The sequence below is a fragment of the Chryseobacterium endalhagicum genome (assembly GCF_016745235.1).
Lineage (GTDB): Bacteria > Bacteroidota > Bacteroidia > Flavobacteriales > Weeksellaceae > Chryseobacterium > Chryseobacterium endalhagicum.
The window spans coordinates 13856-34631 of record NZ_JAELVM010000001.1; the positions used below are offsets into that span (position 1 = coordinate 13856).

A 20776-nucleotide genomic window follows, 5' to 3' on the forward strand; every position below is an offset into this window, starting at 1 on the left:
GGCAGGAGTAATTTTTTAAACGCAAAGTTTGAATATCATGGTTTAATATTTTAGGAATGCAAAGTAGAGAATCAATTGAAATTGATTCGATGAAGCGTGTGGATAAAATGTCCGCTTATTCAGTGGTGCAGCCACACCTCTTTGCTTATCTTGAAATTAGGAGATATAGCCTGGAAACTTTGCGTTAAATCAAACTCTGGTTACCTCTAGATGAGTATAGATAGGACAGGAGTAATTTTTTAAACGCAAAGTTTGAATATCATGGTTTAATATTTTAGGAATGCAAAGTAGAGAATCAATTGAAATTGATTCGATGAAGCGTGTGGATAAAATGTCCGCTTATTCAGTTGCGCGGCCAAACCTCTTTGCAATCCTTGAATCTAGAAGATATAGCATGAAATCTTTGCGATAAAAAAATCTGGCTAATTTTGATTAAATAAGTGAATATCTAGAATCTACTCAGGATTCCCCAGTGGATCTTAATATCATTGAACTTAAAAGGATTCCCGAATTCATTACCATTCGAAAGCTGGAAACTCATCAGACCAATAGGAATAAAGAAGTTGAACCCGAGGCCTACACTGTAAAGCTTAGGCTTCACATTTAAAGATTTATTATTGAGCTGCCCGTATTGCCCGAAGAAATCAAAGAAAGCCTGACTGCCTATGAGATAACGGTATTCCAGGCCGGCATAGTAATAAAAATCGGCGGCAAGGGACTTCTCATTGAAACCCCGCATGGAATTCCAGCCCCCAAAGCGGTACAATTCATTCGCAGAAAATTCCACCTTAGAATCCATCATCGCGCCTTCTCCTTTTATATTGAGGAAATGATTGCCAGAAATGTGGTAATTATGCTCTCCAAAAAAATAGAACTGGTTCTGGTTCGCTTTAATATTGTCTTTCGTATACGTGGTGGTCAGATAATCATAGCCGGCATTGATTCTTGTTTTGTACAGGAAAAGATCAATATCCGTAGGTTCCGTCATTTCAAACCAGATTCCAAGTCCTTTCTTATTGTAATCCTTTCCCTGAACATACAGCGTATCAATGATACTAGATGATTCCAGGGTTCCTCTAAGTCCGATCTTATTTCTGCTGTTCACATGATAATAGAAAGCCGGGAGGAATTTTACATTGGCAAACGTAGAATCCTGTCTGAAAATATTGACTTTCAGATTCATTCCGACGTTGGATTTCAGCAGATACGGAATATCCGTCTGAAGGTCAAAAGTCTGCCCTTTATCCGGGTTCCTCTGCCAGTAAAGATTCACGGTTTCAAAGCCATTGAACATATTCCTGAAATTCACATTCAGTGTTCCGTTCAGCGTAAATTTTTCTGTTTTATCGTTTCCGAAACCGATTACCCCGTCAAAAGTATTCGTCTTTTTCTTTTCCATAAATAAGTAAATACTTGTGGAATCTTTGGTGAATAATGTTTGCGGAGGCCGCTCCAGCGTAACAAAAGCATGGCTCTGGAAATTTTTGCTGATGGCTAAAAGGTTTTTATCGTCGTAGCTTTTTCCTTTAAATTCTTTTTCGAGGTTCTTCATAAACCTTCTGGGAACCCTTTCATAGCCTTTCACGACAAAGTTATCTATTGTACGTTTGTCATTTTTGTTGATATCCAGCTCTATGACCGGGTAACCGTTTTTCTGACCTTTGTATCTGGATTTAAGACGGCTGAAAGCATACCCGTCATCAATGTATTTTTTGTTGATGCTTTTCTTTGTTGAATCTAAATTTTTAGTAAAAAAATCTTTCTGGATCTTTAATTTCAAAGCGATAGAATCGGAAAGGTCAACGTAGGTTTCATTAAAGTTTTTTCCTTTGTCGTAGAAAATTTCCGTGCTGTCGCCTTTTACTTTTACATCCTTCAGCTGAGTGAAGAAGTAATTGCTTTGCGACAATGAATCCAGAAACTTCGCCGCCGAAAGAGAATCTTTTACTTTTTTCCTGACATTGGTTTCTGTATCAATAAGCCAATACTGTTTCTTCTGCGCTTGTACAAAAACGCAGAACAGGATAAAAAATATTTTTAGAAATAACTTCAATTCTCTATTTGCTTAAACCATTAACAGATATTTAAAGAATTAATGTAAATTTTCTTTTATACTCAACTTAAATAAAGCGAAACTCACTTAATACATCTTAACGGTTCAATCCCGGATTTAATAATTTTTTTAAATAACTGAATTTAGTCCAGTTTATTATATTTTTTCATCAGATTTTCATAGGTTCCCTGAGGAAGAATCCATTTCAGAGGAACGCCTATTTTCTGTCCGAATTTACCAAAATAATAATGGGCCTTCCATTTATTCTTATTCAGGAGGTTTTCTACATAAGCAGCCACTTCCAGAGGTTCAGTTCCGTCACCCACATGCGAATTCATCAAAGCATACACTTTATCGAATACATTTTTATAAGGCTCGGAAACCTTTGTTCTCACGCGGTTTTCTGCAATATTGGTCTTGATGTCACCCAGATGCAGCGAGCAGACATCGACATTCCATGGATAAACTTCATATCTCATAGCCTCCGTTACTTTATCCAGCGCAGATTTTGAGGCCGAATAAAACCCGCGGAAAGGCAGTCCCATTTCACTTCCGATGCTCGAAACATTGATGATTTTTCCGAATTTATGTTCCCGCATTTTAGGGAGAACAGCACTCATCATCTGGACAGAGCCTACAAGATTCAGGTTGAAAAGTTTTAGAATGTCTTCCTTGGTGGAATCTTCCACCGCTCCCACCATTCCCATTCCGGCATTATTGATCAGAACATCAATTCTGGATTCTGTTTTTAACACTTCAGCGATGGCATTCTGAACAGCCTGGTTATCGGTAACGTCTGTAGGGATAGATTTGAAATATTGGCTTTCCGTATGTTTCCGGCTTAAACCGTACACCTGATGACCTTTCTTTCCAAAATATTCAGCCAGTACAAAACCTATTCCTGATGAGGTTCCAGTGATAATAATCGTCATTGAATGGTATATAATTTTTTAGACTATTAAATTTTATTACGGTCACGGTTGAATTTCTTCACAGTGCAAACCGTATTTTCAGCAAATGTAAAAAAAGAAACAGGAAGTCTGTTATTAATTTGCATCTTAAATGATTTGAAGTTTAAACTAAATTGTTAGTTAACGATTCGGTGGAATAACCGTGTCAAGGTTTCAAACCTTGACACGGTTATTGTATATTAATAACGAGGATAATTTGTGGATAACTCTGTGGATAAGTATGTGAGTAAAAATAAAAAGAAATGAGAGAAATTCAATTTCCGCTCATTATGTTGTTGATTATCAGTAATAAATCTCTTTGTCTGAACCGGGGATTTTAAATTTGTTTTCCCCAATCCTGAATTTGTTCATTTTAATCAAGGTTTTAAACTGATGGGTGAATTCTTTGTGATAATCCTTCGGAATGTCTTTTTCTTCATCGTCGCAGGAAGAGCGCTCGTAGTCAATAATTACCTTTCCGGTAGAAAAATTGATCTCGTTCAGATCATTAAAATCACAGGTATCTTCAAATCTGGAATGAGAACCGATGAGGTAAAAATCCCCGTTCTGAAACCTGAATGTATGTTTGTAAGTCTGCGTATGTCTTGAATTGGTATTAAAGATCTGGGTAATTGTTAGGCTGTTGTTTTTGATGGATATTTCCGGAGGTGAATTGCTTTCAGCATAAAAACCTGTTCCGCTGGAAACAAGGAATGTCTTGCTTTCCTGCCAGATTTTCTGCCTTCCGTCAATGTTTTTCAAGATAAATAATGTTCTTGGAAAGTCCTCACGGTCATTTAAATTACTTTTAATATCTGTATTGAAAATGAGGACAGTTTCTGCCTTTCCGTCTTTATCCAGGTCACCTTGGGCTTCTGCAATTTGTTTATACCCTTCCGGAACTGAAAAATCCTTCAGGTTTTGAGCATGAAAACCAGTAACACAAACTAAAGCGGAAAAGCAAAGAATATTTTTCATCTTTTAAATACTATACCATATTCCTTTTCCGGATTATTCCTGTATCAGTATACCGGCAAGATCCTTCCAAAACATCGGGTAAGACTTTTCTACTACATCTTCCTCCTCGATATTCAGTTCATGGATTAAGCAAAACGGAGCAAAGCTCATGGCCATCCTGTGATCCTGATACGTTCTGATAGAGATATTGTCTTCAGGTTCTCCAAAACTTACAGATTTAATCGTAAGATCCGTAATTTCTGTTTCTGTGCCGAGTTTTTTCAGTTCATTATATAAAGCCTGAAGTCTGTCGGTTTCTTTTACCCTTAACGTTCCCAGTCCGGAAATCTCAAAAGGTATTTTTAATGCCGCTGCGGTTACACAAAGAGTTTGAGCAATGTCCGGGCAGTTATTCATATCCAGAATAATTTTTTCAGGGAAAATAAAATCAGGCTCCGGCTGAAGGGTCAGCTGATGCTGATCTTCTGTGAAAGTTGTTCTGATTCCGAAAAACTTTTCATAGATGTTGGCGATTGCGGAGTCTCCCTGAGTAGATTCTTTATAAAAACTTTTCAGATGAATAGTTTCTCTTCCCAAAGCGGCAAAAGAATAGAAGTAGGAGGCAGAGCTCCAGTCGCTTTCCACTTCATAATCTGCTGCTGACAATTCCTTATCTGCATTAAAGTTTTCCACTTTAATGGTATTTCCCTCAAAGCTGTTTTTAATTCCGAACCTTGTCAGAATATCCAGCGTCATTTCAATATAGGATCTGGAAGTAACTTCTCCCACTAAATGAATTTCCAGTCCGTTTTCCAGTTTTCCGGCAATAAGAAGGAGGGAAGTAATGAACTGGCTGGATATATTAGCTGGAACATTCACCTGTTTTTGAGTGATCTTCCTTCCTGTAATTTTCAAAGGCGGGAAACCCTCATTTTCTAAATATTCAATCTCTACTCCCAGATCTCTTAAGGCAGTGACCAGATTTTTGATCGGTCTTTCCTTCATTCTTTTAGATCCGGTAAGTATTGTAGTTTTCCCTTCAAAAGTGGAATAATAGGAAGTCAGGAAGCGCATGGCGGTTCCCGCGTGATGAATGTCCACTGTTTCTGTATTTTCAGACAGTGCTTTTTTTAGCAGCTGTGTGTCCTGGGAATTGGATAAATTCCCGATCTGTATGTTTTTAAACAAACTTTCCAAAATCAACAAACGATTCGAAATACTTTTCGAACCGCTGATCTGAACTGTTTTATCTGATGATAATTTTGATTTTTCTAGCTTCATTATTTCTTCAGTTTAAAGAAGTCAGATGACAGACTTCAGAGATCAGACTGTTACTTGTCTGCCATCTGAAATCTGATGTCTGATGTCTGATCTCTTATTTTAATTTTTCATTATTCTGATGCCGCTCCTTATCACGGTCAGTCTTAATCTTCATTTTATTATCGAAAGCATCCTGCAGATTCACTCCGGTTTGGTTGGCTAAACATAAAGTGACAAACAGTACATCTGCCAGTTCTTCTCCCAGGTCTTTGCTTTTATCGCTTTCTTTTTCGCTCTGTTCGCCATATCTTCTGGCGATAATTCTGGCTACTTCACCGACTTCTTCAGTCAGCATGGCCATATTCGTCAGTTCATTGAAATAGCGGACGCCGATGGTTTTGATCCATTCGTCTACCTGCTGCTGCAGCTGTGTGATTTCCATTATTGATAAGCTCCCAAAGTAGGGCTGGTGGTTCTTGATACATTGACAATATCCATTGGAACAGTTCCTGCTACGGCTACGTTTCCTTTTCCTTTTGCCGGAGATGCAGGTTTTACCCTTAAGTTCATCTTGGCTGCAAAATAATTAAGGAACTGTGGATCTTCGTTTTTGATGCTCTGTACTACATTCACGTTCGTATCGAAATTGAAGCCTGCTTCAGAAGTACCGGAATATTTGAGCAGCGAGTTCTGAATCAGGAATTCAAACTGCTGTCCCGGAGTCTGTTCAAAATTCACAGAATTATCCCTGTCTGAAAACACAATACTGTTCTTTATGTCAAGACGCTGAAGAGCTCCCTGTTCCGTGGTTCCTGCTGCATTCTTCCATTCATTCGTCGCTGTTATTCCATTTCTGTTGAATGATCCCATTGATTTGGAATAGTTGGCAATGGTAGCGTGTGTATAGCTGTGGTTTCCACCTCTGAAGATCCCGATGCATGACTCACCGCAGTTGTTCATCACTAAATTTTTAGCGGTCACTGCAGAACCTACTGCATAAATTCCGTATTCAAAGAAATTGTAAATAAAAGAATTATTGATATTGGCGATCGTGTTCTGCTTCATGTCCAATCCTCTGGTTCCTCCGAAAAGTCTGGCAAAATTCATATTAATGTTTGAATTAGCTTCCATGCGGATAGAATTCCAGTTTTTAGGAAGAGTGTCGTGATCCAGGTCATTTCTGCTGCCGCGAAGAATAACTTCATCATTCAGGACTCCGTTGATATTTAAAGTAGCGCCTGTTGAAACTTTCATTCCGCTGTTGTTATGGAAATAGACTTTAGTTCCCGGCTGGATATCCAGTGTTATATTCGGATTAATGGTAAGATCACCATAAATAATTTTTGCTTTGTTTTTATCCCATGTGGTATGGCTGGCAATTACATTTGGATTGGTAGGAGTTTCAATGAAGAATTCTGCATCCTGAACTACAGAGAACAATGTCACATGCTGCTGTCCTGCACCGCTGCTGAAAAGAATTTTGTCTTCAGCAATAGCTTCCGGTCCCGTAGCTTCCGGAGCAATTTCAACGAAAATATACATGCTGTCTTTCTTTCTCAACGGCACATCTTTGAAATCATAACCGGGTTTTCCGTCTACATTGATCCTGTATAATGATGTACTTCCTTTTTCCAGATTGATTCTTGGAATCAAAACATCCTTGTCTTCATTATTATATACCTTTACAAGATACGTTTCAGAACGTACCTGATGATAAACCGTATCACAAAATACCGTGTCTGCTGAAAAACGCAACTGCTGTGAAGGAGCATCAAAAGTAATCTCGTCCTTATTACATGATACTGCCATAAGGAGCATCCAGAAAGAAAAAGCCAGTAATAGTTTGAATTTCATTGAAATTAAAGTTTAAATAGATTCCAAATTTAACGAAAATACTTTGAATTTCTTATGAATAAAAAATATTGAATTCAGTATTTGGATATTCCAAAAAATGTTGTACTTTTGCAACCTAAAATTAGCAGAGAAATACCATTACTATTTCGGAAGCAAACTTTAATTTTTTAAAAATTGTATTATGAAAAAAGGAATCCACCCAGAAAATTATAGACTTGTTGTTTTCAAAGATATGAGTAACGACGAGGTGTTTCTTTGCAAATCTACTGCAGAAACAAAAGATACTATCGAGTTTGAAGGACAAGAATACCCATTGATCAAAATGGAAATCTCTTCAACTTCTCACCCTTTCTACACTGGTAAAGTGAAACTAGTTGACACTGCAGGTAGAGTTGATAAGTTCATGAACAAATACAAAAAATTCGCTAAGTAATTTTTTGATTTTACAACATACAGAAGTCTTCCAATTTTTGGGAGACTTTTTTTGTATTTAGAGATTAGAAGTTAGAAATTAGATGCTAGTGTTGTTGCAAGACAAATTTTTGTAGAAAAAAAGATATCAGATATTATATTTATTGACTATCGATACGGCGGCCTCCATCCTCTAACTTCTAAACTCTAATTTCTAACTTCTAATTTTCTTTTGTATTTTTGTTCTGAACAGAAATTAGAGACAAACTCTAACTTCTAATCTCTAACATCTAACTTCTATATAATGCAATTAGTATTTTCAGATGCTCAATATTGGGAAGATTTTCTTCCACTCACCTTTACACGCCCAGTTGCGGCTATGCGCTGCGGAATCCTGACTTTCTCCGAGCGATGGCAGAAGATCCTGGGAAATACGGAGATATCTTATTTTACTGAAAATTATCTTCAGGATAAATTTAAAAATCCCGAAGAAAAAGAAAGTCTTTTCCTGGTTGCCAATTTTCTGCCTACAGAAACTGTTATTCAGCAGATAAAGGACCTCAAACAAGGTGAAGCTTTGGTGTATGAGGATGAACTGATCGCGGCGAGAATCAATATGAAAGATTTTTCCCTGAATCAGATCGAAAAAATGACGGATATTAAAGAAAATCTTACATTCTTCAAAAGACCGGCAGATTTATTTACCTACAACCATCTTGCCATTGATTTTGATTTTGATCTGCTGACGGAAGGAAGAGTTTCACAGGAACTTTCCTCTACCAACGGATTTTTAGGAGATAAAAAAGATCTTTTCATTGAAGAAGGCGCTCAGATAGAATTTTCCACAATCAATACAATGACCGGAAAAATCTATGTCGGGAAAAATGCTGAGGTGATGGAAGGCTGTAATCTTCGTGGTCCTATAGCGCTGGGAGAAGATTCCAAGTTTAATTTAGGGTCAAAAATTTATGGTGCCACGACTGTCGGTCCTCATTGTAAAGTTGGAGGAGAAGTGAATAATATCATCATATTCGGGTATTCCAGTAAAGGGCATGAAGGTTTTGTCGGGAATTCTGTAATCGGTGAGTGGTGTAATTTCGGAGCCGATACCAATTCTTCCAATCTGAAAAATAATTACAGCCACGTCAAGCTATGGAGCTACAGAACGAAGGCTTTTGAAGATACCGGACTTCAGTTTGCCGGCCTGATCATGGGAGATCATTCTAAAACGGCGATCAACACCCAGTTGAATACAGGAACAGTTATAGGCGTTGCTTCCAATATATTTAAACCCGGCTTTCCTCCCAACCTTGTGGAAAACTTCTCATGGGGAGGCGGTAAAGATGATGAGAGATTTAAACTTGACAAAGCTTACGAAGTCGCAGAAAGAGCTATGGCAAGAAGAAAAGTGCCGCTGGCAGATGACGACAAAGCAATCCTGAAATATATTTTCGATACCTATTAATATTGAAAGCCTCCATTTCGGAGGCTTTTGTGTTAGGCTAAAGTTAATTTTCCCACAGAGGGCACAGATTTTCACAGAGGGCTATGGCTAATGAACATTCTGTTTTTTCAATATTTTAAGTATAATATGATCAAAAAATAATACACAAACATCTGTGAAAATCTGTGCCATCTGTGGGAAATAAAAGAATAAACCATTAAGGAGCTTTAAGCTTTTAAGAATATTAAGATTGGCTTTGTATTAATTTATTTAAATAAAAATTGAAGCAAAAGCTAATGTTTTTAAATTATTATTTAAGAAAGAGAAAAAATAATTACTTTTATAGAAATCGTTTAAATCCTTCTGTAGCCGGTTTTTAGAAGCATTTTGAACCATTTGACTGCCGGAAATATCATTTTTTTTATATGATCGTGTAATAGAATTAAGATTTTAATTGTCTTACTAATAGAAACAAAACTCATGACCCAGGAAACTTTCAAGAATACGGTGTTTATTCTCAAAGACGAGATGTATCGTTTTGCGAAAAGATTCGTTATGAGCAGTGATGAAGCAGAGGATGTGGTGCAGGACCTGATGTTGAAATTCTGGCAGAAGAAGGAGGAACTGGAGCAGTTTGGAAATTTGAAATCCTATGCTCTGAAATCCGTCCGGAACGAATGCCTGAACCGGCTGAAGCACCATGATGTGAAGTTGGGATTTGCAGATTTGCAGCTTCACCGCTCGGAATTGTACAGCATGGATATCAACAATCTTAAGGAGCATATTATAGGGTTTATCAACCAGCTTCCGGAAAAACAGAAAATGGTGATCCATCTGAAAGATGTAGAAGAATATGAAGTCTCGGAAATTTCCGAAATGCTGGAGATGGAAGAAAACGCAGTAAGAGTAAATCTGATGCGGGCGAGACAAAAAGTAAAAGAACAAATATCACAACTGATGAGCTATGAACAAAGATCAATTTCAGAATAAATACGACGAGATCTTCCAGGACATAAAGGAAGAAAAGATGGAATGGAGTTTTGAAGATTTTCTTCAGAAAGCGGAAGGAGAAGTTACGGATTCTGAAACCGGCGATGCTCCAATTATCCCGCTCCAAAAGAACAAACCTTCCTTCCCGAAATGGTTCTGGATGGCGGCAGGAATTGTACTTCTCTTTAGCGTTGGTTTTTTCTTTAACAACTACCAAAATGGGGTTGCAGAAAGAGAAAAACTGGTGAAAGATGAGGTTTTAAAACAGAAATCAACATTTATTGAGGAAAATAATGACCATCAGGAACAGGTAGCGGTTAATCATACCGATTCTATTTCCGGAGCTAAAAAAGATTCCGTTTTCCAGGAAAATTCATACGCAGAAAAAGATGTTCTGGATGAAATTTTACCAAAAAGAGGCAGGCTTAAAAAAGAATCCAAGCCAAGATTTGTCAACAATTCTTCATTTAAAAATAAAGCTTCAAAAGATTCTACAGGTTACAAAGATTCGTATGTTATTGTAAACGGCAAGAGAATCGATAATGTAGATGAAGCCATCAATGTGACTAAATATTCATTCCAGATATTTGCAAATAACGTTAGTGAAAAGTTAGTACAGCCTACGGTGGTAGACGACGATTATTAACAACAAAAAAGATGATGCACCTGATCAGGCAAAAGTAATCAGCTTAAGAAATAAAAATTGACTCATGAAAAAAATATTCATAATATTCGCACTCGCTTTCTCTCATTTCTTTACGGTGTATGGCCAGAGAGATAAATTCGATATGCTTTTTGAACGCTACCAGGAGGTAGAAGGCGTTACTTCCATTAAAATTGCAAAACCGATGTTCGGAATGCTCAGCAGTCTTAACATTGATGATTCCCAGCTGGATCAGATCAAACCGCTGCTTTCAAAGATCAACGGTCTGAAAATTCTTATCACAGAAGGTTCTGATAAAGACAGTACTGTGGAAGGACGTAAAGTTCAGGATAATCTTTCGAGATTAAGCAAAGATGTTTCAATGTATCTGAAAAATCTGAACTATAATGAAATCATGGCTGTGAATAATTCCGGAGCAAAAATAAAATTTCTTGCTTCTGATGTAAAAGATGGGATGCTGGATGATCTTCTGCTGAGTATCGACAGTGGAAAAGGAGAAAATATCCTTGTCATGCTGGATGGAAAACTTTCTATGGATGATGTGAATAAAATCATTAATTCCAGTGAAACCAAGATCAACCCGGTGACCAATACAAGAAACAGCCTTACTTCTGAAAATAATTCATCTTACCTGAACGGAGAAGCCAGAAATGTAGGCGAGTTTTCGGGAATTAATGTAAGCACAGGAGTCAATGTGGTATTCAAGCAGGAAAGTCCTACCAGCGTAAAAGTAATCGCGGATGCAGATAAGCTTCAGTACATCATTACAAAAGTGGAAAATGGGGTTTTGAAAGTGTATGTAGACAATAAAGGAACCAAGAACTTGAGATTTAAAAACTTAAGTGTTAATATTTCCTCTCCAAGGATGGATAATATTAAAGTCACTTCCGGAGCTAATTTCAGCGTGGTGAATTCCATCAAAGAAAATGATCTGGTGATTGATGCTTCTTCCGGAGCTAATGTGAAAGGAGACTTTAAAATCTCTAATACAATAGATGTTGGAATTTCGTCCGGAGCAAACATCAGAGCCGGAATGACAGCCGGAACCCTTATGGTAAAAGCTTCAAGCGGATCCAATGGAGCCATTGAAGGAAAAGCAGATTCGGGAATCATAGACATCAGCAGCGGAGCGCTACTTAAAGCAGACAATATGAGACTGGATCATCTGGAAGCAGCTGCTACATCCGGTGGAAATCTATCTGTAAATGTTTCCGCCAGGTTAAAAGTAAAAGCCTCTTCAGGAGGATTGGTAAGATATAAAGGAAGACCTGAAATAGAATCCAACATCAGCAAAACATCCGGAGGATCTCTGAAACCAATGGATTAAAAAAATAATCACCATGAAAACTTTAAAAAACATTTTTTTAGGAATCTTCACAATGTTCATGCTTCAGTCGTGCATTGTATCAGGAAGACCCAATATGGATTTCGTTAAGCACTCCGGGTACAATTTTAAAGAAGCCAACTTTGCAAGTTTCAATGTTCCGGTGTTTTTAGCAAAACCTTTTATTAAAAAAGCATTAAGAGAAGACGGTGAAAGTGAGGAAGTTATTGCCCTGATCAAAAAAGTCTCAAAGATAAAGATAATGACGGTCAATAATGGCAGCAAAGATATGCTGAACGAGTTCTCCAGATATTTAAATGACAACGATTTTGAGGAATGGGCGACCATAAAGCACGATGGTGAAAATGTTAATGTAAGGGTGAAACAAAACGGGGAAACCATTAAAAATATGCTGATTACCGTAAATTCTAATAAAGAGCTGGTTTTTGTGGATGTAAGAGGAAGTTTTACGGCAGATGATATTTCAAAAATGATTAATGCCGCTACTGACAAATAATTTTCAACACCAATCACGATATATATTATGGAAAAGCTGATCAGAGAAGTCCGTATTCTAAAAATTTATGCCGTTTCCCTTACCGTTGTATGCATTCTTTTTTTCTTCTTAGGATTTAAAAACCAGAAAACCAGTCAGCGTTTCGAAGAAATAGATGTGGAACGGATCAATATCATCGAGAAAGATGGAAGCCTGAAAATGGTGATCAGCAATAAAACCCGGCAGCATCCCGGAATGTTCAGTAAAAAAGAATTAAAGCCCAGAGAAAGAGAAGCCGGAATGATTTTCTTCAATGAACTGGGAGACGAATGCGGAGGGCTTGTATATGGTGCAGATAAAGACGGTTCCGGAATGGTGTATTCCGTAGACCAGAGAAATACAGACCAGATCATGCAATTGCAGTATATGGAAGGAACCGGAGATAAAAAGAACAGAACCTATGGCCTTAAACTTTGGGACAGACCGGATAATTTCACCATGGAAGCAATCATGAAATTTGAAGATTCCTTAAAGAAACTGAATGATCCTGCGGCCTCCAAAAAGGCTTATGCAAAGCTGGGACAGGAGGGCAAACTTACCCGCGAACGGTTTTTTGCCGGAAAAACAGGTGACGGAGATGTGGGACTTTTCCTTAAAGATTCCAACGGGCGCATCCGTCTTAAAATTTATGTTGATAAAAATAATCAAACCCATATTGATAAGCTGGACGAAAACGGAAAAATTGTTCAGTAAATAAAAACTAAATCAAGTAGTTTCATACTATACTAAATTATTTTGTACAATAAGCCGTTCTTCATAAGAGCGGTTTTTTGATTTAATTTATTGATTATTAATTTTTATTTAAACTATTAAAAAGGATTTTCATATCTCGCTAAAATAACCTAATTTTGCACAGAAAGTAAAGATGTCTATTCATAACAAAATTGTAGAGACAGCCATCACTTTCGATGACGTTCTTCTAGTCCCTTCTTATTCAGAAGTTTTACCTAACCAGGTATCATTAAAATCAAGACTTACCGACAAAATTACGCTGAATGTTCCGATAGTTTCTGCTGCGATGGACACAGTTACTGAAGGAGATCTGGCCATTGCTCTGGCAAGAGTGGGAGGTTTAGGTTTCATCCACAAAAACATGACGATTGCTGAGCAGGCTGCACAGGTAAACCGTGTAAAGCGTTCAGAAAACGGAATGATCTCTGATCCTGTTACTCTTTCAAAAGATCATACTTTGGCTCAGGCTAAAGAAACAATGGCTAAGTATAAAATCTCAGGGCTTCCTGTAGTAGATGCAGATAATGTACTGATCGGGATTATTACCAACAGAGACGTAAAATATCAGGAAAACCTTGATATGAAGGTAGAAGAGATCATGACCAAAGAAAATCTGATCACTTCCGATAAAAATACCAACCTTGAAAAAGCAAAAGAAATTCTTCTGAAAAGCAGAGTTGAAAAGCTTCCGATCGTAGATAAAGACAATAAACTTGTAGGATTAATTACCATCAAGGATATCGACAATCAGCTGGAATATCCGAATTCGAATAAAGATCACAAAGGCCGTCTTATCGTAGGTGCAGGTGTTGGAGTTGGAGAAGATACCATGGACAGAATTGCAGCATTGGTGAACGCTGGTGTTGATATTGTGGCTATTGATTCAGCGCACGGGCATTCTAAAGGAGTTCTGGATAAAATTTCAGAAATCAGAAGAACGTACCCGGATTTAGATATCGTAGGAGGAAATATTGTAACGGCTGAAGCGGCAAAGGACCTTATTGAAGCGGGTGCCAATGTTCTTAAAGTAGGAGTAGGACCAGGTTCTATCTGTACAACAAGAGTGGTTGCCGGAGTAGGAGTTCCTCAGTTATCCGCTATTTATAATGTTTACGAATATGCTGCATCCAAGAACGTAACCGTGATTGCAGATGGTGGAATCAAGCTTTCCGGAGATATTGTAAAAGCTATTGCAAGCGGAGCAGGAGCTGTGATGCTGGGATCATTACTGGCAGGAACAGACGAAGCACCGGGAGAGGAAATTATCTTCCAGGGCAGAAAATTCAAATCTTACCAGGGAATGGGAAGTCTTTCCGCAATGAAGAGAGGAGGAAAAGAAAGATATTTCCAGAGTGAAGCTAAGAAATTTGTTCCGGAAGGAATTGAAGGAAGAGTACCGCACAAAGGGAAATTAGAAGATGTGATCTTCCAGTTGACCGGAGGTTTAAGAGCTGGTATGGGGTATTGTGGAGCGAAAGATGTTGAAGCTTTACAAAAAGACACGAAAATGGTAATGATCACAGGCAGCGGATTGAAAGAATCCCACCCGCATGATGTAATTATCACTCAGGAAGCTCCTAACTATTCTTTTTAAACGTTTTAAAACTTAAAATACCAATACCAATACTGATGTGTTGGTATTTTTTTATGTCAAATATTTCAGCGTTGAAATGAAATGTTAATCGTATTTAAAAAAATAATTTCAACATTTTTTTTGATTTGTGTGAACAGTATCATTAAAAAATTATTTAAAAATAGGATAATTTGTAATACCATAATTTTATATTAAATCATAAAATTCAATTAATATTATTGAAATAATTCACCTTTTTTTATGTTTTTTATTATTTTTATTAATGTTACTTGCTGGTTAAAATTTGCGCTCATATTCTATATTTCAATGTTATTTTTTATAATTATAGAAAATATTTGTAACAAAAATGAGTTTTACCTACTAATAAAGGGTGTATGTGTAGCTAATTGTAAAAATGGTTATATTTACAAAATATAAAATTTAATATTTGAAGTATGAAGAAAATTTTCCTTTATGGAGCTTTGCTGTTTTCTTTTTCGCTGTCTGCGCAACAGCAGCAGCCGAAAATGTGTGGTTTTGATGATATTCAGGGACCGCTACAAAGACAAAACAGCGAAATCGATGCCGCTATCCGTCAAATGAGAAACAAAATTCTTAGCAGTAATAAGAATGGAGCTGCTCAAAACGGAGCTGGTTTTAAAACGGTTAATGGAGTTTATGAAATTCCTGTTGTGGTACACGTAATTGTACCGACAGGTTCTGCAATCGGAACGGCTTATAATAAAAGTGATGAGCAGATTCAGGCATGGCTGGATCACTGCAACCAGATGTATGCAGGAACCTACCAATGGGCTCAGGGCGTACCTGCAGATTTTGGAACAGCAGCAACAATGCCGATTAAATTAGTATTGGCAAAAAGAGACCCGAATTGTAATGCTACTACCGGTATTGTAAGATATAATGGAGGAACTCTTCCAGGATATGATGCCAATGGAGTGAACCGCCAGGGTACTGGTGGTGTTACCACTGCACAGGTAAAAACCATTGCTCCTCACTGGCCGGAAGCTTCCTACTTTAATATTTATATCATGAATAAAGTAGACGGCGGCGGCGGTTACGGAATTATGGGTTGGGCTGGACTGCCTCAGAATGTTGATTCAGCGTATGAATCATTTATGAAATCGTTTGTGGTTACGCTGCAGGATGATATTACCCTGGCTCATGAATTTGGACACAGTATGGGACTTCTTCATACGTTTGGAAATGCGAATGCACAACCTCCTGCCGGGACTACATTAACTACTTACTGTCCTGCAACTACTAATGACTGTAGCGTAGATGATGATGGGGTTTGTGATACAGAAAGATCAAGAAGCTTACTAAGTGATTTCCCGACGCCTACCAACAGTGCTATGAACTATTGTACAGGGGCAAATTATCAGGGAGTTCAGTATAATATGATGAACTATACCAACCCTACAGCCTTCAAATTTACCAATGGGCAGCATGACAGAGCGGCTACGTATTTCTTTTTAATGAGAGGTTCTTTAGGCACTTCACTTGGAGCTACAGCTCCTGCACCTACATCAGCTATCGGAACGCCTATTGCAGCATGTACACCAACTGGATTGACTACACTGGCTAATTATTTTGTAGGACCTACTTTGGTTAAATTAGGAAATATTAATAATGCAAGTACTGGAGTTTGGCAAAATGCAACCAGTTATTATGTAGACTACACAGGAGCAAGCTGTTTAAGAGCAACTTCTACTCAGCTTCTGGTAAGCCAGACACACAATCTTCAGGTAAATGTTTCTGGTAGTGAGAATGAAGTAAGAGCTTGGATTGATTTTAACAACAATGGGACATTTGAAGCTAGCGAATTGGTAGCATCAGGAGATAATATTGTAGCAGATGCTAGTACATCAATTGGTACATTCAATACAACGTTTACAGCTCCGGCTTCTACAGTACTTAACACCCCATTAAGAATGAGAGTAATTGTAGATGACGAGAATACAAACATGACACCTTGCGGACAGTTGAAATATGGGCAGGCAGAAGATTACACGGTGAAATTTGTTACTGTTTTAGGAACAAGTGAAGTGAAAGCTGATAACAGCGATCTTGTGATTTATCCTAATCCTGTTGCAACAGGTGAGAACGTATTCATTAAAGCTAAAAACGGTAAAGATCTGAAAGTTTCTATTTCTGATATGTCAGGAAGATTGGTAGCAAGTCCTTCTGTATCAAATGAAGGAAATGATATCTACAGAATCAACCAGCAGCTTGAAAAAGGAGTTTATATGGTTCAGATTTCCAACGGAAAAGAAAGCAAAACTTCTAAACTGATCATCAAATAATTTTTTGATTATATAAAAAACGAATGTCCCCAATATTGGGGACATTTTTTATGGTATTAACTGACCTTGATAAATTTGAATTTACGCTTGATGACACTGTTTAGAAAACGTCCTTTAGATCGTGCTTCCATGAATTTTTCAGATATAGCCAGCGGTACTTTAAGATAATCATACACAGCTCCGGACTGATAAATAATTCTTAATACTTCAGTCTCAGGAAAATAAATATAACTGTTGACTACACTTGACGGCATACCCTATACCGAGCAAAAAATATTCCTAAAAAAACCTTTCAGAATTAACTGAAAGGCGAATGTTTATGAACTAACCTGAGTCCGGGATAAGGCATTTTCGTTTTTATAATAGGGTAAGGAAGTTTGAAGCCGGAAGAGGGAAGTTATTGAAGTCCAAAGGCAGAAATACACCGCGGTTTTATTAATTTTTTGAATCCGCTTCAACAAATTTAAAGGCAGTTATTTAATATTATTGTCCAATAATAACTTCCAGCCTCTAGCTTCCCGCTTCCCGCCTTTTAATCTTAACTTCTTATCCCGAACTCAGGTTAAATTAGGTTTTGTATTATGCTTACATTTTATTGGCCCAGCATTTTATGGTAATCCGCGATGTGAAGATACCCTTCCTCTTTAATACTTACTTCCAGATGATGTTTTCTGGCCGTTTCGTAAATCTCTTTAGGATGCATGCTTCCTTTTTTGCTAAGCTCAATGCTCATATCTTTCAGAAGATCCAGATGAAGGATAAGATCCTCTCTTGTCTTTTTCGCGAGGTCCTGGATCAGCTTTTCAATTTTTTTATCTGTAATATCATGCTTCATGCGGTGCGGATATTCCTCAAAACTGTAATTGGCCTGAAACTCTTCATCAAAACCATATTTCCTGATGTAATCTGTGGCAAGAACCGTAGCCTGCTCACGATCATGGCTTCTTCCGATACTTGCATTATTTTCCCCGAATACAATTTCTTCAGCAATTCCTCCCGCAAGATAAATTTTAATCCGGTCCAGTAAGCTTTCTTTGGTATCGTGAATCTGATGCGGGAAAGTAAATCCTGCCGCATAACTGCTGGCTACTTTACTCTTCAGCTGAAGGGGTGCGAATCCGGTGTAAAGCATATATGAAACAGCATGTCCGCATTCATGAACGCTTATATTGGCTACTGCATCCTCCTGATTAGACTGGCGTATACGGTCAATCCGTCCGGTGTATGGTATTTCTATGATGCGTGTCCCCACTTTTCCGGAAATCGCTTTCCTGTTCACGAGATAATCTATTTCAATGGTTTTATCCTCATTGATGATAGCCTCAAAAAGAAATTTGCTGAGGTTGGTATCCAGAATATCCACCACACTGCTGAAGACGGGCCGTACACCCTGAACCGGAAAAACGCCGTTTCTGTAGATCAGCTCGTTGATATTCTTAGTGATTTTTAAACTGACACCGAATTTTGATTTCGTTTTGCTTTTAAGATTATTGATTTCCCTTTGTACCAATTGCTGAAAGTCTTCCGTCTTTAACGAAAAATAGATCAGATGGATATTTCCGAACCTGGCCACCTGCTCCGGCCGGAACTTCCTTGAAAGGGCATTTTTAATATCTACAACGGTGATTTTCTTTGTAAAAGCATGGTAGATATTTGCATCCACATCTGCCTCACTGGTTTCCTTGGACATCTGAAACGCCTCGTCCAGATTCCCGCTGATGATGATCAGCATTTTGCTGTAATCTACAGGCTCGTAGATCTTTTTCTCTTTTTGTTTTTTTAAGATCAGCTTGATCATATCTTCCTCTTTCATATCGATGATGCTCATCACATCATCTTCCATACTGAGGTATTTCTTCAGCTCTTTGGCGTCCCAGAGATTGAGATATGGATTTTCCTCCACTTCTGTTTCGCCACCCTGCTTTCGGCGTTCATTTTCTTTTTTGCGTAAAAGATAGGAGAACAGATAATGCTCTAGATCATCGCGTTCCCTTCTGCTTAAACGTCCGTCACTTAATAGTTCCCAGAAATCTGTAAACTTGGTTTGCGGAACCGGTGTACCGTCGGGATCAAGAGTATTGAAACGCTGGATCTCATCAAAGAGTACAATGCTGGGTTTTTCGTCATTCAGGCGGTTGCTTTGGAAAATATCGGAGACACTTTTGCTCCATGAAGTTTCATCACTGTTGCTGAGTTCTATCTCTACAAAACGGTTTTGAAATTCCAGAAACCGGACGGTTTTTCTTACAAGATCTGTTTTGCCCACACCCGTCATTCCCCATAGATTAATCACTACAGGACGGGTCAGGATTTCCGGCATGAGGTACCAGATCTGGATGTATTCCATTAAATCATCAATAATCTTATCAATTCCGATGAATTCTTTTTTCAGAAATGCTTTGCAGTCGTCCAGCTTTTTCTTTTTCTTCTGGATCTCTTCTTTATCAATAATCATGCGTGAAAAATACGCTAATTTTTTAAATTATCCTTAAAATCATCAATTCTGAAATCAGTCAGTGCATTTCCTTTTTCTATTTTCTCCTTTGAATAAAGCCTGAAATCATTTTCTGTCTTTTCTAAAAGGTGGTCATAAGGTCCTACATGCGAGATCAGTTTTACAAGTACCGGAGATATTTCAAGACAAATGAAAAGTCCCATGATGAAAGCCGCTGCCAGCCCAATGATCGCTGAGTTTTTTCCAAGCTCATCCAATGCCTGAAGCCTTGCCGCAAATCCGTTGAATTTATCCTCAAAGGTATCCGAAGTTTTTCTTTCCGTCTCCAGATTCGTATATACTTTGGAGATTTCTTTATCTAAATATTCAACTCTGGGCGCATTTTGTTTTTGGAAGTTTTCCAGATCCTGGCGGCGTTGTTCCTTCAGCTCCTGCTTACGTTTTGCATTGGGACCATAGCCTTCTTTTCCGCTCGTCAGTCCGGACTGCTTTCCGAGAATTTCTTTCTCAAGTTCTACTGCTGCAGAATCATAAGCTTTCTGATATTGAATGGTCTTTTCAGCAATCTGCTTTTTTTCAGCCTCAAAAGGGCCGCTCTGCTGCAGAATTCTGCCGCTCATTTCACCCTGAAGCTGTTTTTTATTTCTCTGAATAATAGTATTCAGCTGCTTATTGACCTCTTTCTCAAATATTTTGAGCTCCAATGGTTTGGAGATGATAATCCCCAGAAAAGTAGCCAGAATCAGACGCGGAACAGCCATCAGAATCTGATTCCACCACGTACCTGTCTTTTTAATAGAGGAAACAATGTATCGGTCTAAGTTGAAGATCATTAATCCCCAAAGAACCCCGAATCCCACAGAAGTCCAGATGTTATCAAAAACTGTATACATGGCGTAGCCCGCAGAAAGTGTGGCAAATACTGCCGTAAATAATACAATACCTCCAATTCCGGAAAATTTATTCCATTCACTCGGGGTCTTTCTCAAAATATGAATGTTTCCTCCGGAGCATACCATCAGAAACTTCTGGAACCAGTTTATTTTATGATTCGTTTGATTTATAGTTTGTTGGTTTGTTTTCATTCGTGAAAATTTATACAAATGTAGTACTAAAAATCATACCAATGTAAAAGATAGTATTATGTTTTGCCAAGTAATTAGTGGCGTTTATTTAATTGTTTGATTATCAAATTTTTAAATTTTATTTGGAAAAGTGTTTCCTTTAAG

Annotated in this window: 18 protein-coding genes; 9 read left to right on the forward strand and 9 right to left on the reverse strand. The window is 37.9% G+C overall.

Going from position 1 to position 20776, the window contains the following annotated elements:
• Positions 1–448: 448 nt before the first annotated feature.
• The 6 genes from JET18_RS00055 to JET18_RS00080 form a co-directional block, all read right to left on the reverse strand.
• Positions 449–2053, reverse strand: a complete 1605-nt coding sequence (locus JET18_RS00055; RefSeq protein WP_202088232.1) for a BamA/TamA family outer membrane protein — start codon at positions 2051–2053, stop codon at positions 449–451.
• A gap of 143 nt (positions 2054–2196) precedes the next feature.
• The gene (locus JET18_RS00060; RefSeq protein ID WP_202088233.1) at positions 2197–2985 is read right to left on the reverse strand and encodes an SDR family oxidoreductase; all 789 of its coding nucleotides are present in this window, start codon (positions 2983–2985) and stop codon (positions 2197–2199) included.
• A 321-nt stretch (positions 2986–3306) separates the two neighbouring features.
• On the reverse strand, positions 3307–3981 hold the full coding sequence (locus JET18_RS00065; protein WP_202088234.1) for a hypothetical protein: 675 nt from the start codon (positions 3979–3981) through the stop codon (positions 3307–3309).
• Between the two features lie 33 nt (positions 3982–4014).
• Positions 4015–5241, reverse strand: a complete 1227-nt coding sequence (locus tag JET18_RS00070) for a 3-phosphoshikimate 1-carboxyvinyltransferase (protein WP_202088235.1) — start codon at positions 5239–5241, stop codon at positions 4015–4017.
• Between the two features lie 94 nt (positions 5242–5335).
• Positions 5336–5662 (reverse strand): nucleotide pyrophosphohydrolase, encoded by a 327-nt coding sequence (locus tag JET18_RS00075; protein ID WP_202088236.1) that lies wholly within the window; start codon positions 5660–5662, stop codon positions 5336–5338.
• Positions 5662–7074: a hypothetical protein gene (locus JET18_RS00080; protein WP_202088244.1), complete on the reverse strand. Its 1413-nt coding sequence runs from the start codon at positions 7072–7074 to the stop codon at positions 5662–5664. Before JET18_RS00080 ends, JET18_RS00075 begins: the two co-directional genes overlap by 1 nt.
• Before the next feature lie 181 nt (positions 7075–7255).
• Here JET18_RS00080 and JET18_RS00085 point away from each other — a divergent pair, with 181 nt between their 5' ends.
• The 9 genes from JET18_RS00085 to JET18_RS00125 all read left to right on the forward strand — a co-directional run bounded on the left by JET18_RS00085 (position 7256) and on the right by JET18_RS00125 (position 17092).
• Positions 7256–7507 carry a type B 50S ribosomal protein L31 gene (locus JET18_RS00085; RefSeq protein WP_034707789.1) on the forward strand — a complete coding sequence of 84 codons (252 nt, stop codon included), beginning with the start codon at positions 7256–7258 and terminating at the stop codon, positions 7505–7507.
• Positions 7508–7789: 282 nt separating this feature from the next.
• Positions 7790–8950, forward strand: coding sequence for a putative sugar nucleotidyl transferase (locus JET18_RS00090; protein ID WP_202088245.1), 1161 nt, complete (start codon positions 7790–7792; stop codon positions 8948–8950).
• Between the two features lie 459 nt (positions 8951–9409).
• Entirely contained in the window at positions 9410–9919 is a 510-nt protein-coding gene (locus JET18_RS00095; RefSeq protein WP_062653934.1) for an RNA polymerase sigma factor, read from the forward strand.
• A complete protein-coding gene (locus tag JET18_RS00100) occupies positions 9894–10565 on the forward strand; it encodes a hypothetical protein (protein ID WP_202088246.1) in 672 nt (223 codons plus the stop codon). The genes JET18_RS00095 and JET18_RS00100 overlap by 26 nt, the downstream gene beginning before the upstream one ends.
• Positions 10566–10629: 64 nt before the next feature.
• Positions 10630–11910, forward strand: a complete 1281-nt coding sequence (locus JET18_RS00105; protein WP_202088247.1) for a DUF4252 domain-containing protein — start codon at positions 10630–10632, stop codon at positions 11908–11910.
• Positions 11911–11923: 13 nt separating this feature from the next.
• Positions 11924–12424: a DUF4252 domain-containing protein gene (locus JET18_RS00110; protein WP_202088248.1), complete on the forward strand. Its 501-nt coding sequence runs from the start codon at positions 11924–11926 to the stop codon at positions 12422–12424.
• Positions 12425–12451: 27 nt separating this feature from the next.
• On the forward strand, positions 12452–13156 hold the full coding sequence (locus tag JET18_RS00115; protein WP_202088249.1) for a hypothetical protein: 705 nt from the start codon (positions 12452–12454) through the stop codon (positions 13154–13156).
• Between the two features lie 172 nt (positions 13157–13328).
• Positions 13329–14789 (forward strand): IMP dehydrogenase, encoded by a 1461-nt coding sequence (guaB, locus tag JET18_RS00120; RefSeq protein WP_202088251.1) that lies wholly within the window; start codon positions 13329–13331, stop codon positions 14787–14789.
• 434 nt (positions 14790–15223) lie between these two features.
• Positions 15224–17092 carry a zinc-dependent metalloprotease gene (locus tag JET18_RS00125; protein ID WP_202088253.1) on the forward strand — a complete coding sequence of 623 codons (1869 nt, stop codon included), beginning with the start codon at positions 15224–15226 and terminating at the stop codon, positions 17090–17092.
• 56 nt (positions 17093–17148) lie between these two features.
• Here the strand turns inward: JET18_RS00125 and JET18_RS00130 are convergent, their stop codons facing one another.
• The 3 genes from JET18_RS00130 to JET18_RS00140 all read right to left on the reverse strand — a co-directional run bounded on the left by JET18_RS00130 (position 17149) and on the right by JET18_RS00140 (position 20632).
• Positions 17149–17346 carry a KTSC domain-containing protein gene (locus JET18_RS00130; protein ID WP_202088255.1) on the reverse strand — a complete coding sequence of 66 codons (198 nt, stop codon included), beginning with the start codon at positions 17344–17346 and terminating at the stop codon, positions 17149–17151.
• A gap of 338 nt (positions 17347–17684) precedes the next feature.
• Positions 17685–19547 carry an AAA family ATPase gene (locus JET18_RS00135; protein ID WP_202088257.1) on the reverse strand — a complete coding sequence of 621 codons (1863 nt, stop codon included), beginning with the start codon at positions 19545–19547 and terminating at the stop codon, positions 17685–17687.
• A 14-nt stretch (positions 19548–19561) separates the two neighbouring features.
• A complete protein-coding gene (locus JET18_RS00140) occupies positions 19562–20632 on the reverse strand; it encodes a DUF4407 domain-containing protein (RefSeq protein ID WP_202088259.1) in 1071 nt (356 codons plus the stop codon).
• Positions 20633–20776 lie beyond the last annotated feature (144 nt).